The 14,056-nt window shown below is 63.9% G+C and carries 16 protein-coding genes; all 16 read left to right on the top strand.

Annotation, left to right across the window (positions count from 1 at the left end; translation table 11 throughout):
- Positions 1-24: 24 nt before the first annotated feature.
- The 16 genes from mnmG (at position 25) to hemE (ending at position 13,999) form a co-directional block, all read left to right on the top strand.
- Positions 25-1,974: a tRNA uridine-5-carboxymethylaminomethyl(34) synthesis enzyme MnmG gene (gene mnmG, locus ACT6Y9_RS00110; protein ID WP_443743085.1), complete on the top strand. Its 1,950-nt coding sequence runs from the start codon at positions 25-27 to the stop codon at positions 1,972-1,974.
- A 7-nt stretch (positions 1,975-1,981) separates the two neighbouring features.
- Positions 1,982-2,638, top strand: a complete 657-nt coding sequence (rsmG, locus tag ACT6Y9_RS00115) for a 16S rRNA (guanine(527)-N(7))-methyltransferase RsmG (RefSeq protein ID WP_443743086.1) — start codon at positions 1,982-1,984, stop codon at positions 2,636-2,638.
- Positions 2,639-2,644: 6 nt separating this feature from the next.
- On the top strand, positions 2,645-3,304 hold the full coding sequence (locus ACT6Y9_RS00120) for a MarC family protein (protein ID WP_443743087.1): 660 nt from the start codon (positions 2,645-2,647) through the stop codon (positions 3,302-3,304).
- A 109-nt stretch (positions 3,305-3,413) separates the two neighbouring features.
- Positions 3,414-4,187, top strand: a complete 774-nt coding sequence (locus ACT6Y9_RS00125; RefSeq protein ID WP_443743088.1) for a ParA family protein — start codon at positions 3,414-3,416, stop codon at positions 4,185-4,187.
- Between the two features lie 7 nt (positions 4,188-4,194).
- The gene (locus ACT6Y9_RS00130) at positions 4,195-5,070 is read left to right on the top strand and encodes a ParB/RepB/Spo0J family partition protein (RefSeq protein ID WP_295479515.1); all 876 of its coding nucleotides are present in this window, start codon (positions 4,195-4,197) and stop codon (positions 5,068-5,070) included.
- 142 nt (positions 5,071-5,212) lie between these two features.
- Complete coding sequence (locus tag ACT6Y9_RS00135) at positions 5,213-5,578, top strand: ATP synthase subunit I (RefSeq protein WP_295477287.1); 366 nt, start codon at positions 5,213-5,215, stop codon at positions 5,576-5,578.
- Between the two features lie 12 nt (positions 5,579-5,590).
- On the top strand, positions 5,591-6,421 hold the full coding sequence (gene atpB / locus ACT6Y9_RS00140; RefSeq protein WP_295477285.1) for a F0F1 ATP synthase subunit A: 831 nt from the start codon (positions 5,591-5,593) through the stop codon (positions 6,419-6,421).
- A gap of 66 nt (positions 6,422-6,487) precedes the next feature.
- On the top strand, positions 6,488-6,730 hold the full coding sequence (gene atpE / locus ACT6Y9_RS00145; protein ID WP_139688336.1) for a F0F1 ATP synthase subunit C: 243 nt from the start codon (positions 6,488-6,490) through the stop codon (positions 6,728-6,730).
- 97 nt (positions 6,731-6,827) lie between these two features.
- A complete protein-coding gene (locus tag ACT6Y9_RS00150) occupies positions 6,828-7,298 on the top strand; it encodes a F0F1 ATP synthase subunit B (RefSeq protein ID WP_295477281.1) in 471 nt (156 codons plus the stop codon).
- A gap of 2 nt (positions 7,299-7,300) precedes the next feature.
- Entirely contained in the window at positions 7,301-7,852 is a 552-nt protein-coding gene (locus tag ACT6Y9_RS00155; RefSeq protein ID WP_443743089.1) for a F0F1 ATP synthase subunit delta, read from the top strand.
- Between the two features lie 16 nt (positions 7,853-7,868).
- Positions 7,869-9,410 (top strand): F0F1 ATP synthase subunit alpha, encoded by a 1,542-nt coding sequence (gene atpA, locus ACT6Y9_RS00160; RefSeq protein WP_295477277.1) that lies wholly within the window; start codon positions 7,869-7,871, stop codon positions 9,408-9,410.
- A 23-nt stretch (positions 9,411-9,433) separates the two neighbouring features.
- Entirely contained in the window at positions 9,434-10,318 is an 885-nt protein-coding gene (gene atpG, locus ACT6Y9_RS00165) for a F0F1 ATP synthase subunit gamma (RefSeq protein WP_295477275.1), read from the top strand.
- A gap of 34 nt (positions 10,319-10,352) precedes the next feature.
- Positions 10,353-11,762 carry a F0F1 ATP synthase subunit beta gene (gene atpD / locus ACT6Y9_RS00170; protein ID WP_443743090.1) on the top strand — a complete coding sequence of 470 codons (1,410 nt, stop codon included), beginning with the start codon at positions 10,353-10,355 and terminating at the stop codon, positions 11,760-11,762.
- Between the two features lie 64 nt (positions 11,763-11,826).
- Positions 11,827-12,246: a F0F1 ATP synthase subunit epsilon gene (locus ACT6Y9_RS00175; protein WP_295477271.1), complete on the top strand. Its 420-nt coding sequence runs from the start codon at positions 11,827-11,829 to the stop codon at positions 12,244-12,246.
- A 171-nt stretch (positions 12,247-12,417) separates the two neighbouring features.
- The gene (locus tag ACT6Y9_RS00180) at positions 12,418-12,822 is read left to right on the top strand and encodes a universal stress protein (RefSeq protein WP_295477269.1); all 405 of its coding nucleotides are present in this window, start codon (positions 12,418-12,420) and stop codon (positions 12,820-12,822) included.
- A gap of 106 nt (positions 12,823-12,928) precedes the next feature.
- Complete coding sequence (hemE, locus tag ACT6Y9_RS00185; protein ID WP_443743091.1) at positions 12,929-13,999, top strand: uroporphyrinogen decarboxylase; 1,071 nt, start codon at positions 12,929-12,931, stop codon at positions 13,997-13,999.
- Positions 14,000-14,056: the final 57 nt, after the last annotated feature.

Below are 14,056 nucleotides of genomic sequence, written 5' to 3' on the forward strand. Positions count from 1 at the left end.
CGGCATCAGAAGGAAGATTTCATCATGGAGTACCCCGAAAGCTACGACGTCATCGTTGTCGGCTGCGGCCATGCCGGCGCGGAGGCGGCCCTCGCCTCCGCCCGCATGGGGTGCAGGACGCTCTTGATAACGCACAACCTCGACACGGTGGGGCAGCTCTCCTGCAATCCGTCGGTGGGCGGCATCGGCAAGGGCCATCTCGTCAAGGAGCTCGACGCCCTCGGGGGGGCGATGGCGCAGGTGACCGACGAGGCGGGCATCCAGTTCCGCATCCTCAACTCCTCCAAGGGCGCGGCCGTGCACGCCACGCGCGCGCAGATCGACCGTCAGCTCTACCGGCGCGCCATGCGCGAGCGCATCGAGGGGCAGCCCAACCTCACCGTCTTCCAGATGGCCGCCGACGATCTGATCGTCGAGGGCGGCCGCGCCTGCGGCGTCGTCGCGAAGACGGGCATCCGCTTCCATTCGCGCGCCGTGGTGCTCTGCGCGGGCACCTTCCTCCACGGCCTCGTGCACATCGGACTCGAGCACTATGAGGCGGGCCGCATGGGCGACCCGGCGAGCGTGCGGCTCGCCGAACGCCTCAAGGAGCTCGGCATGCCGCAGGGACGCCTCAAGACCGGCACGCCCGCGCGCATCGACGGCCGGACGATCGACTTCAGTCGCTGCGAGGAGCAGTGGGGCGACCTGGATCCGGTGCCGGACTTCTCGCTCATGCGCCCGGCCGCGGCGCATCCGCGGCAGATGCCCTGCTGGATCACGCGCACGACCCGCGAGATGCACGAACTCATCCTCGCGAACCTCGACCGCTCTCCCATGTACGCCGGCGTCATTCAGGGCGTCGGCCCCCGCTACTGCCCCTCGATTGAGGACAAGGTGAAGCGCTTCGCCTCGAAGGACAGTCATCAAGTGTTCCTCGAGCCCGAAGGGCTCCACGTGCGCGAGTTCTACCCGAACGGCATCTCGACGAGTCTGCCCTTCGACGTGCAACTGCGCATGGTGCGCATGATGCCCGGCCTCGAGAACGCGCATCTGATCCGTCCGGGCTACGCGATCGAGTACGACTTCTACGATCCGCGCGGCCTGAAGCGCTCGCTCGAGACGAAGGCGATGCCGGGGCTCTTCTTCGCCGGCCAGATCAACGGCACGACGGGCTACGAAGAGGCCGCGGCCCAGGGCGTGCTCGCCGGCATCAACGCCGCGCTCTCGGCGCGCGGCGAGGAGCCCTGGACCCCGAAGCGCGACGAGGCCTACCTCGGCGTCATGGTGGACGACCTCACGACGAAGGGCGTCACCGAGCCCTACCGCATGTTCACGAGCCGCGCGGAGTATCGCCTCAGCCTGCGCGAGGACAACGCCGACGCGCGCCTCACGCCCGCCGGCAGGCGCTTCGGCGTCGTGGACGACGCGCGTTGGGAGTACTTCTGCCGCAAGACCGAGCGCGTCGCGCGCGCGCTCGAGAAGCTCCGCGACACCTGGGTGAATCCGAAGATCGTCGCTGCCGCGGAGGCCGAGCGGGTGCTCGGCACAGGCATCGAGCGCGAATATCCGCTGCGCAGTCTGCTCGCGCGCCCGAACGTCCGCTTCGACGCGCTCATGACGATGAAGCGCGCGGACGGTTCGCCCGTCGCAGACTTCTCCGACCTCGACCGCGTCGAGCGCACGCAGGTCGAGGTGGAGGTGAAGTACGCGGGCTACGTCGAGCGCCAGAAGGACGAGATCGAGAAGGCGGCCGCCAACGAGTCGCTCGCCGTCCCGGCCGACATGGACTACGATGCCGTCACGGGCCTCTCCTTCGAGGTGCGCCAGAAGCTCAAGGCGGCGCGCCCGGAGACTCTCGGCCAAGCCTCGCGCGTCTCGGGCGTCACGCCGGCGGCCGTTGCGCTCCTGCTTGTCCACCTCAAGCGGCGCTATTACTATCAACGCGACAAGGGATCGCTCGCTCCCGAAAAGCGCTCCGAATCCTCTCATTGAGTACACGATGACCTCCTCCGCCATCAATACGGACCTTCTGCGCTCCGGCCTTGCGGACCTTGGACTTGAGAACGGCGACCGCGTGGTCGACGCGCTCGCGGGCTACGCCGCGCTGCTGCTCAAGTGGAACCGCGTCTACAACCTGACGGCGATCCGTCGCCCCGAGGAGGTGCTCACGCACCACCTGCTCGACTCGGCGGCGCTCTCGCCCCTGATCGACCGCTTCGCGCCCGCAGCGGCCTCTCTCCTCGACGTGGGCTGCGGCGGCGGGCTCCCGTCCGTTCCGACGGCCGTGCTGCGCCCTGCGCTTCAGGTGACCGGCATCGACGCGGTCGGCAAGAAGGCCGCCTTCGTCAACCAGGCGGCGATCGAGCTCGGGCTGCGCAATCTGCGCGCCGTTCACGGGCGCGTCGAGAAGCTCAGCGGCTCCTGGGACGTCGTCACGAGCCGCGCCTTCTCCTCGCTCACGGACTTCGTCACCCTCACGCGCCCCCTCGTCGCGCCGGGCGGACGCTGGCTGGCGATGAAGGGCGTGATGCCCGAAGAGGAGCTCGCGGCGCTTCCCGCCTGGGTGCGCGTGGAGGCGGTCGAGCGCATGACCGTGCCCGGGCTCGACGAAGACAGGCATCTCGTGGTGATCACGCCCGTCGACCAACGGAGGTAAGAGGAAATGGATTTTCTTCCCGCGACGCTTCTCGGCGCCTTCATCTACACCTTCACGACGCTCGTGCCGGTGATCAACCCCTTCAGCGGGGCGATGTTCTTCGTCACGCTCTCGAGCCATCTGTCGGACTCCGACCGCGCCTACGTCGCCGGCCGCATCGCGATCTTTTCCTTCGTGATCCTCGTGGTGTGCCTCTTTGCGGGACACCTCATCCTCAGCTTCTTCGGCATCTCCGTGGGCGTGCTGCGCTGCGCGGGCGGCATGGTGCTCTTCGCCGCCGGCTGGAATGCCCTCAACGCGCCCCCGCACGACGAGAGCAGCGCCAAGGAGCCGCCGCTCGCGCTGCCGCGCTCGCGGCTCAAGGCGATGGCCTTCTACCCCTTCACGCTGCCGCTCACGACCGGTCCGGGCGCGATCGCCGTCACGGTGGCGCTCGGTACGAGCCTGCCCTACAACGTGGAGAACCTCACCGGGACGCTCGCCGCCATCGTGGCGACGGTGCTCGTGATCTGGATCTGCTTCCGCTACAGCGACCGCGTGAGCCGCTCCGTAGGTGCGGCGGGCGCCGACGCTCTCGCGCGCGTCTTCGCCTTCATTCTGATCTGCCTCGGCGTGTCGATCTTCTGGCAGGGATTCTCCGAACTCTGGCTCACGCTCGGCAAGTAGCGTTTCGACCGGGCCGGCGGGGCGCTTTCGCTAGAATGTGCCCCATCGCTCCAGTCCTACATTTTTCGCGGCGGCGCTTCGGGAGCCGTCGCGGACATGCTTTCACCTCATGGCACACGTTTTCTGCATCGCCAACCAGAAGGGCGGCGTGGGCAAGACCACCACGACCGTCAACCTCGCCGCGGGTCTAGCGCTGCGCGGCCGGCGGGTTCTGCTCGTTGATCTGGATCCGCAGGGCAACGGCACGATGGGATGCGGCATCGACAAGCGTGAGGTGGAGTGCTCGGTCTACCAACTGCTGCTCGGACTGAAGTCCTTCGACGACGTCGTGCGCAGGAGCGAGTCGGGCGGCTTCGACGTGCTGCCGGCCAACCGGGAGCTCTCGGGGGCCGAAATCGAACTCATCAGCATCCGCGAGCGCGACCAGCGCCTCAAGAAGACGCTCGGACCGGTGAAGGACCGCTACGACTACATTCTGATCGACTGCCCGCCGAGCCTCTCGATGCTCACGCTCAACGCGCTCTGCTTCGCCAACGGCGTGATCGTGCCGATGCAGTGCGAGTACTTCGCGCTCGAGGGCCTCACCGATCTCGTGAGCTCCATCCGGCGCGTTCACGCGGAGAAAAATCCCGGCCTGCGGATCATCTCCATTCTGCGCGTGATGTTCGATCCGCGCATCACGCTGCAGCAGCAGGTGAGCGAACAGCTCAAGAAGCACTTCGGCGACAAGGTCTTCAACACGATCATCCCGCGCAACGTGCGCCTCGCCGAGGCGCCGAGCTACGGCAAGCCCGGCGTGGTCTACGACCGCTCTAGCCGCGGCGCGATGGCCTACAAGGCCTTTGCGGACGAAATCATCGCCCGGATTGAACCCAAGGCCTGAGGAAGAGATGTCTGTCAAGAAGAAGGAAAAGGGACTCGGGCGCGGTCTCGACGCGCTCTTCGTGGGCGAGGTCGGAGCGGACGCGCTCGACGATGCGCCGGGCGCGAAGCGCCTCGCCGAGGTTGAAACCTCCCTCATTCAGGCCGGGCGCTACCAGCCCCGCACCCGAATGGACGAAGCCTCGATCAGCGAACTCGCCGACTCCATCCGCGAGCAGGGGCTCCTGAGCCCCATTCTCGTGCGCGAGCTCGACGAGGGCGGTTACGAGGTGCTCGCGGGCGAGCGGCGCCTGCGCGCCGCCCGCCAAGCCGGACTCGAGAAGGTGCCCGTCCTCATCGAAAACGTGGACGACGAGCATGCGCTCGTGATCGGCCTCATCGAAAACATCCAGCGTGAAAATCTCAATCCGATCGAGGAGGCCCAGGGCATCCAGCGGCTGATCGACGAATTCGAGTTCACGCATGAAGCCGCCGCCAAGGCCGTCGGCCGTTCTCGTCCGGCGACGAGCAATCTGCTGCGTCTGCTCGCCCTCACCGACGAGGTGAAGGCCATGGTGATGGACGGCGCGATTGAAATGGGGCACGCCCGGGCGCTCCTTGCGCTCGCGGGCGCGGATCAGGTGACGGCTGCAAAGACGGTCGCCGCGCGCGGACTTTCCGTGCGGCAGACCGAGGAGCTCGTGCGCCGCATGATTGAAGGCGCCGCACCCAAGAAGAAGGTGGTGATCAAGACCCGCGACGACGAGCGGCTCGAGGAGGCGCTCGCCGAGACGCTCGGCGCCGTCGTGAAGCTCACGGCGAACCAGAAGGGGCGCGGACGGATCGTGATTGAATTTTCTAGCCTTGATCAGCTCCAGGGCATCGTGGACCACATCCAGAAGTAGGCGGACTAGGTCTAGATCGACTATCCCTTAAGATGTACATATCCCGTAATAGATACAAGCAGTAGTGCTTTCGTAGATTGTTGCGAGATGCTTCAAGAAGTAAACTTCGCTCGACTCAAATTCAGGCTGCAATCGCGTGGGAATGTTCGGCTCTTCTGATATGATGCGCGTCGTTCTCGCGCAGTACGTCATTGCGCTGCTCGCATCCCTTGCGGGCGCGGTGTTCTTCGGGTTTGATGCAGGCTTGTCCGCTCTTCTCGGAGGACTCTCCTACGCGTTGATGTCCACGCTTCTCATGGTCTTTCTGATTGTGGGGCGCCGGCTGAGATTCAGCGTGGGAGCGGGCGTCATGGCGATGCTGCTCGGTGAATTTGTAAAAGTTCTGCTCGTCGTATTGCTGCTGCTCACCGCTGCCCGGCTCTACGCGGAGCTCAACTGGCCCGCTTTTCTTTTTTCGCTGATGGCGGTGGTGAACAGCTACTTCGTGCTGCTGTTCAAGAAAAACTAAGGATAGGTCCTCATGGCAATCGAGAGCCCTAGCGCTACTGAATATATTCAGCATCACATGGCGCATCTGCAGTCGATGCACCAGAACGTGATCGTCGACTTCTCGGTCATCAACTACGACACGATCTTCTTCTCGCTCGTCGCTCTGGCGATCGTGTTCTTCCTGCTGCGCCTCGGCGCCAAGAAGGCCACGTCCGGCGTTCCGGGCAAGATGCAGTGCGCCGTCGAGATGCTCGTCGAGATGGTCGACAATCAGGCGAAGAACATCGTTCACGGCGACCGCACCTACATCGCCCCGCTCGCGCTCACGGTCTTCTGCTGGGTCGCGATGATGAACATGATCGACCTCATCCCGGTCGACCTCTTCCCGTGGATCGCCGGCTTCCTCGGCCTGAGCCACCTGCGCCCGCTGCCGACCGCCGACCTGAACGGCACGCTCGGCCTCTCCCTCGGCGTCCTGCTGCTGCTCTTCTACTACGGCATCAAGGTGAAGAGCTTCTCGGGCTTCATCGTCGAGCTCTTCACGGCTCCCTTCGGCAAGTTCCCGCTGCTCTGGCCGGTGAACTTCCTGATGAACCTCATTGAATACGCTGCGAAGTTCGTTTCGCTCGGCATGCGACTCTTCGGCAACATGTACGCCGGCGAACTCGTGTTCTTCCTCATTGCGCTCCTGGGCGGCTACATGCTTGAGTTCAGCCTCCCCGGTGCTGCTGCTGCCGGACTTGGACAAGTCATCGCCGGCCTGGTCTGGTGGCTCTTCCATGTGCTGATTGTTCTGTTGCAGGCGTTTATTTTCATGATGCTGACGCTGGTCTATATCGGGCAAGCTCACAGCAGCCACTAACAGACAATTCGTTTTTTCTCATCAACTTTGTCAACTCCCTTCTAAACATCTAGGAGTCTTTCAAAAATGACCAACGTCGCTTTAGTTGCTATCGCCTGCGGTATCATCATCGGTCTCGGCGCTCTCGGCGCCTGCCTTGGCATCGCTCTCATGGGCGCCAAGTACCTTGAGGCCTCCGCTCGCCAGCCCGAGCTCATGGAGCCCCTCCAGACGAAGATGTTCCTCCTCGCCGGCCTGATCGACGCGGCCTTCCTGATCGGCGTCGGTATCGCCATGATGTTCGCCTTCGCCAACCCCTTCGTCGGCTAATTCCCAGCCGTACGACCAACGTCTTTCTTTTCAATGACGCTGTCCGTGGCGCCGCCCGTAGATAGGCGCGGCGCTGCTGACTTAACGGGGTTCAACAATGAACATTAATGCCTCTCTGTTTGTACAGATGGTCGTGTTCTTCCTTGGTGCCTGGGTCACCATGAAGTACATCTGGCCACCGCTGATTCACGCGATTGAAGAGCGGCAGAAGAAGATTGCTGACGGCCTGGCCGCGGCGAACAAGGGCGAGAAGGCCCTTGCCGTTGCGACCGAGCAGGGCAAGGCCATCGAAGCGGCCGCCCGTGCCCGCGCCTCCACCATCGTCGCTGACGGTGAGAAGCGCGCTCTGGCGATCGTCGAGGATGCCAAGGCCCAGGCGACGGTTGAAGCCGATCGCATCATCGAATCCGCCAAGGCTGAAGCTGCCGTGCAGGTTCAGCGTGCTCGCGATCAGCTCCGCGATCAGGTGGCTGCGCTTGCCGTCCAGGGTGCTGAACAGATTCTTGCCCGCGAAGTCGACAAGAACGTTCATGCTCAACTGCTTGATCAATTGAAGGCGAAGCTCTAACTATGGCGGAACTTTCGACGATAGCGCGCCCTTACGCCGAAGGCCTCATGGAGGCTCTTCAGGAGCGTAAAGCCAGCGCACAAGAAATGACCCGGGTTCTCGACGCCGTTGCGCAGCTCGCGCAGGTGTCGCGCGACCCGCAGGTCGGTCAGCTCGCGGGTGATCCCGGCCTCTCGGATGACCAGCTCTTCGGCGTGCTCGACGGCATGCTCGGCGCTGATCAGCCGGAAGAAGTCAAGAATCTGCTTCGCGTCGTGATTCAGAACGGCCGCATTGATGCGCTGCCTGAGATCGCGCGGCAATTCCGCATCCTGAAGAACAAGTCCGAAGGCGTCGCCGACGCCTACATCGAGACCGCCTTCCCGCTCACCGATGATGAGCTGAAGGAGCTGCTGGAAGCGCTAGCGAAGAAGTTCCCGGGAGTGAAGCTTCACCCGGTCGTCTCGGTCGAGAAGGAATTGATCGGCGGCGTGCGCGTGCATGTCGGCGACAAGCTGCTCGACGCCTCGATCCGCGCGCGTCTTAGCCAAATGAAGACGGCGCTCACCGCATAAAATTCGGAGCTGTAAGATGCAACTCAATCCCAGTGAAATCAGCGAACTGCTGAAGAAGCGTATCGAAGGCCTCGGCGTTTCCGCTGATCTTCGCACCCAGGGCACCGTGGTCTCGCTGTCCGACGGCATCGCCCGCATTCACGGCCTGAGCGACGTGATGCAGGGTGAAATGCTGGAGTTCCCGGGCGAGGTCTACGGCCTTGCTCTGAACCTCGAACGCGACTCCGTCGGCGCCGTTATTCTCGGCGACTACGAAGGCATTTCGGAAGGCGACACGGTGAAGACCACCGGCCGCATTCTTTCCGTGCCGGTCGGTCCTGAACTCGTCGGCCGCGTCGTCAACGCCCTCGGTCAGCCGATCGACGGCAAGGGCCCGATCGAAGCCAAGACCTTCGACGTGATCGAAAAGGTCGCCCCGGGCGTGATCGACCGTCAGTCGGTCTCCCAGCCGGTCCAGACCGGTCTCAAGTCCATCGACTCGATGGTGCCGATCGGCCGCGGCCAGCGCGAACTGATCATTGGCGACCGTCAGACGGGCAAGACCGCCGTTGCGATCGACACGATCATCAACCAGAAGGGCAAGAACCTCTACTGCGTCTACGTCGCCATCGGCCAGAAGGCCTCCACGATCGCCAACGTCGTCGCCAAGCTCGAAGAGCACGGCGCCATGGACTACACGATCGTCGTCGCCGCCACCGCCTCCGAGTCCGCCGCGATGCAGTACATCGCGCCGTACGCCGGCGCCACGATGGGCGAGTACTTCCGCGACCGCGGCGAAGACTCCCTGATCGTCTACGACGACTTGACCAAGCAGGCCTGGGCCTACCGCCAGATCTCCCTGCTGCTGCGTCGTCCGCCGGGACGTGAAGCCTACCCCGGCGACGTCTTCTACCTGCACAGCCGTCTGCTCGAACGCGCCGCCCGCGTGAACCCCGACTACGTCGAGCGCTTCACGAAGGGTGCGGTGAAGGGCAAGACCGGCTCGATGACGGCTCTGCCGATCATTGAAACGCAGGCAGGCGACGTCACCGCCTTCGTGCCGACGAACGTGATTTCGATTACCGACGGCCAGATCTTCCTTGAGACCGATCTCTTCAACGCGGGTATTCGTCCCGCCATCAACCCGGGTATTTCGGTGTCCCGAGTCGGCGGCGCTGCCCAGACCAAGGTCATCAAGAAGCTCGGCGGCGGTGTCCGTCTCGCGCTCGCCCAGTACCGCGCTCTCGCGGCCTTCGCCCAGTTCGCCTCCGACCTCGACGAAGTCACCCGCAAGCAGCTCGAACGCGGCCGCATGGTCACGGAGCTCATGAAGCAGCCCCAGTATCAGCCGCTGCAGGTTTGGGAAGAGGCTGTCGTTCTGTACGCCGTGAACAACGGCGCGTATGACGACGTCAACGTTGCGGACGCCCTGAAGGTCGAACGCGCCATGCGCGAGTACCTCAAGGCCCACTACGCCGACCTCGTCGACTCGATCGAAACCAACAAGGCCCTCTCCAAGGAGGACGAGGCTCGCCTGCAGGGTGCGATCGCTGAGTTCAAGAAGAACGGCGCCATCTAACGACCAATCGAGGACCCAATTCCATGCCCAGTACAAAGGAAATTCGCGGCAAGATCAAGAGCGTGCAGAACACGCGCAAGATCACCAAAGCGATGGAGATGGTTGCGGCCTCGAAGATGCGCAAGGCGCAGGACCGGATGCACGCTGCCCGCCCGTACGGCGACAAGATTCGAGTGATCTGCTCGCATCTTGCCCGCGCGAACGTGACGGACTACCGTCATCCGTTCCTCACTCAGCACGAAGGTGCCAAGAAGGTGGGCATCATCCTGGTGTCCACCGACAAGGGCTTGGCCGGCGCTCTCAACACGAACATTCAGCGTCTGCTTCTGCAGCGCATGAAGGCGTGGTCTGACGAGGGCGTCGAGGTTGAAGCGGCCGCTCTTGGCAACAAGGGCCTCGGCTTCCTTCAGCGCATGGGTGTTCCTGTTCTTAGCCAGGCTGTCCAGCTTGGCGACCGTCCGTCGCTTGACCGCCTGATCGGCGCCATCAGCGTGCAGATCGAGGCGTTCAAGGAAGGCAAGGTCGACAAGGTCTACCTCTGCTACAGCCGCTTCGTGAACGCGATGAAGCAGATCCCTGTCATCGAGCAGATTCTGCCTCTCACGGACGAGCATCTTTCGGCTGACGAGCCTCAGCGCAAATACTCGTGGGACTACATCTACGAGCCTGACGCCAAAACCGTTCTCGACGAACTGCTTCGCCGCTACGTCGAGGCTTTGATTTACCAGGCAGTTGCAGAAAACATGGCCTCCGAACAGAGCGCCCGTATGGTCGCCATGAAGGCCGCTTCGGACAATGCGAAGAAGCTCATCGACGATCTGCAGCTCGTCTACAACAAGACTCGCCAGGCCGGCATTACGAAGGAAATCACCGAAATCGTCGGTGGTGCCGCCGCCGTGTCTTCTTAATCGAATTTAAAAAATCGATAACTGAGGAAATCCCATGAGTATCGGACAGATCGTTCAGGTGATCGGCGCGGTCGTGGATATTGAATTCCCGCGCGACGCGATGCCTAAGATTTACGAAGCGCTCGTCCTGAAGAACGACGACGCCAACGCCAACGCCCTCGCCCAAAGCGGCCTGGTGTTCGAAGTCGAGCAGCAGCTCGGCGACGGCGTCGTCCGCACCATCGCGATGGGCACGTCGGAAGGCCTGCGCCGCGGCATGACCGTCGAATCGACCGGCCGCGAAATCTCCGTTCCGGTCGGCCCGAAGACCCTCGGCCGCATCATGGACGTTCTCGGCCGCCCGATCGACGACTGCGGTCCGATCGAATCCGAAGAAATCCGTCCGATTCACAATGAAGCTCCGAAGTTCGACGAACTCTCCCCGTCCGTCGACCTGCTCGAAACCGGCATCAAGGTGATCGACCTGATCTGCCCGTTCGCCAAGGGCGGCAAGGTCGGTCTGTTCGGCGGCGCCGGCGTGGGCAAGACCGTCAACATGATGGAGCTCATCAACAACATCGCCAAGCAGTACGGCGGCTACTCCGTGTTCGCCGGCGTCGGCGAGCGCACCCGCGAGGGCAACGACTTCTACCATGAAATGGGCGAGTCGAAGGTTCTCGACAAGGTCGCCATGGTGTTCGGCCAGATGAACGAGCCCCCGGGAAACCGTCTCCGCGTTGCTCTGACGGGCCTGACGATGGCCGAAGCCTTCCGTGACGAAGGCCGCGACATCCTGCTCTTCATCGACAACATCTACCGCTACACCCTCGCCGGTACGGAAGTGTCCGCTCTGCTCGGCCGCATGCCGTCCGCCGTGGGCTACCAGCCGACCCTCGCCGAGGAAATGGGCAAGCTGCAGGAACGTATTGCTTCCACGAAGACCGGCTCGATCACCTCGATCCAGGCCGTGTACGTCCCTGCTGACGACTTGACCGACCCGTCCCCGGCCACGACCTTCGGCCACCTCGACGCCACCGTCGTTCTGTCGCGCGACATCGCCGCCCTGGGCATCTACCCGGCCGTCGACCCGCTCGACTCGACCTCGCGTCAGGTCGACCCGAACATCATCGGCGTCGAGCACTACACGACCGCCCGCCGCGTTCAGGAAACCCTGCAGCGCTACAAGGAGCTCCGCGACATCATCGCCATTCTCGGCATGGATGAGCTCGCTCCGGAAGACAAGCTCGTCGTGCAGCGCGCCCGCAAGATCCAGAACTTCCTCTCGCAGCCGTTCCACGTCGCCGAGGTGTTCACCGGCGCTCCGGGCAAGTACGTTCCCCTCAAGGAAACGATCCGCGGCTTCAAGATGATTGTTGACGGCGAATGCGACGAACTGCCCGAACAGGCGTTCTACATGGTCGGCACGATCGACGAAGCCTTCGAGAAGGCTAAGACCCTCAAGTAATGCTTGGCGGCGGCCGGCGTGACCGCCGGCCGCGGCAAGCGCCCGACAAACGGAGCAACCTTATATGGCTACCATTAAAGTCGACGTCGTCAGCGCCGAAGAACACATCTTCTCCGGCGAGGCCGAACTCGTGTCGCTGCCCGGAACGTCTGGCGAACTTGGCATCATGCCGGGCCATCTCCCGCTCATCACGCTCGTCCGTCCCGGGTTTGTGCGCATCCACAAGTCCGGCGAATCCGAGGTTGAGCAGATCTTCGTCGCGGGGGGCGTCCTGGAGGTCCAGCCTGATCTGGTGACTGTTCTGGCCGATACGGCCGTGCGCAGCAAGGACCTCGACGAGGCCCGCGCCAAGGAAGCCCTGGCTGCGGCCGAAGCCGCCCGTTCCTCTGCGACCGGCAGCATCGAGATCGCCCGCATCGAAGCGGAGATCGCAGCCCTGGCTGCGGAGCTCGCCGCCATCAAGAAGCTTCGCAGCAAGCTCTGATAGCGATCGAGTCAGCAACGACGCTGAGAGCGGAGAAGTCTTCGGACCCCTCCGCTCTTTTCTTATGCGCAGGCGCGCCCCCTGCGCTACGATTGTCTCCATCCTGGAGAAGCGGCGGGCCCGGCTCAGCGCGCGTCGTCTCAGGCAGCACAAGAACAAAGGAGACTAGGGATGAGCGCTGTTAAGATCCTCGTAACGACGGACGGTTCTAATCTGAGTGACAAGGCGGTGGACACCGCCATCGAACTCGCCGAACAGCTCGGCGGCTCCGTGGTCGGCATGACCGCGGTTCTTACGCCCGCCCCCGAAGGCGGCTTCGCCGACGAGGAGCAGCCCGTCAAGGACCGGCTTGAGGCGATCGCCCGCAAGGCCGCCGAAAAGAGCGTTCCCTGCGAGATCGTCGCGGAGCATGCGGAGACGGTGTCGCAGGGCGTGCTCGCCTGCGCGGCCCGCTGCAACGCCACCTACATCGTGATGGCAAGCCGCGGCCTCGGCACGTTCGGCGCGCTCCTGCTCGGCAGCGAGACGCAGAAGGTGCTCAGTCAGGCCGACCGTCCGGTCCTCGTCGTGCGCTGACCGCGCAACCGTCGGCCGCATCCGGGCGGCCTTCAGGAATTCAAAGGGAAATCCGCGCCCGTGAGGTGCGGATTTTTCTTTCATCAAAACTTTGAGAGACCCCCTCATGACTCCTCAGAACGACTGCTTCCTGCGCGCGCTCAAGCGCGAGCGCACCGACTTCACCCCCGTCTGGCTCATGCGTCAGGCCGGTCGCTATCTGCCGGAATACTGCCGCACGCGCGCCGAGGCCGGCAGCTTCATGGGGCTCGCGCAGAATCCGGACTACGCCACCGAAGTGACGCTGCAGCCGATCGACCGCTACGGTCTCGACGCGGCGATCCTCTTCTCGGACATCCTGACGGTGCCCGACGCCATGGGACTCGGCCTCTCCTTTGTGCAGGGCGAGGGGCCCGTCTTTGCGCATCCCGTGCAGGACGAGGCGGCCGTAGCCCGACTCGCCGTTCCCGACGTTGAGGAGAAGCTTGGGTACGTCACGGCTGCGGTGAGGAGCATCCGACGCGCGCTCGACAACCGCGTGCCGCTCATCGGCTTCTCCGGTTCGCCCTTCACGCTCGCTTGCTACATGATCGAAGGCCGCGGCAGCCGCGACTTCCGCACCGCCAAGACGATGATGTTCCGCCGTCCGGACCTCTTTGAGCGCGTGCTCGACGTCAACGCCGAAGCCGTCGCCCGCTACCTCAACGCCCAGATCGCCGCGGGCGCGCAGGCCGTGCAGATCTTCGACACCTGGGGCGGCATGCTCGCCGACGGTGACTTCCAACGCTTCTCGCTCGCCGCGACGAAGAAGGTGGTCGATCAGCTCGTGCGCACCTCCGAGGGCGAGCGCGTGCCCGTCATCGTCTTCACCAAGGGCGGCGGCGAATGGATCTCCGAAATCGCCGCCTGCGGCTGCGACGCCGTCGGCCTCGACTGGACGACGAACCTCTCCCTCGCGCGCCGCGAGGTCGGCGACCGCGTCGCGCTGCAGGGCAACATGGATCCGCTCGCGCTCTTCGGCGACGAGGCGACGATCCGCCGCGAAGCCCGGCGCGTGCTCGACGCCTTCGGACCGGTCGGCGCGGGCGGTCACGTCTTCAACCTCGGCCACGGCATCAACCAGTTCACGCCCGTGGAGAACGTGCAGATCCTCGTGGACGAAGTGCACGAATACAGCCGCCGGTACCATCAGGACTGACCGGTCGGCCCGGCGTTGCGTACTTATGCACAACGCCGTACTGGTCTGATGTGAACT

The sequence above is a fragment of the Sutterella sp. genome, assembly GCF_052272535.1.
GTDB lineage: Bacteria > Pseudomonadota > Gammaproteobacteria > Burkholderiales > Burkholderiaceae_F > Sutterella.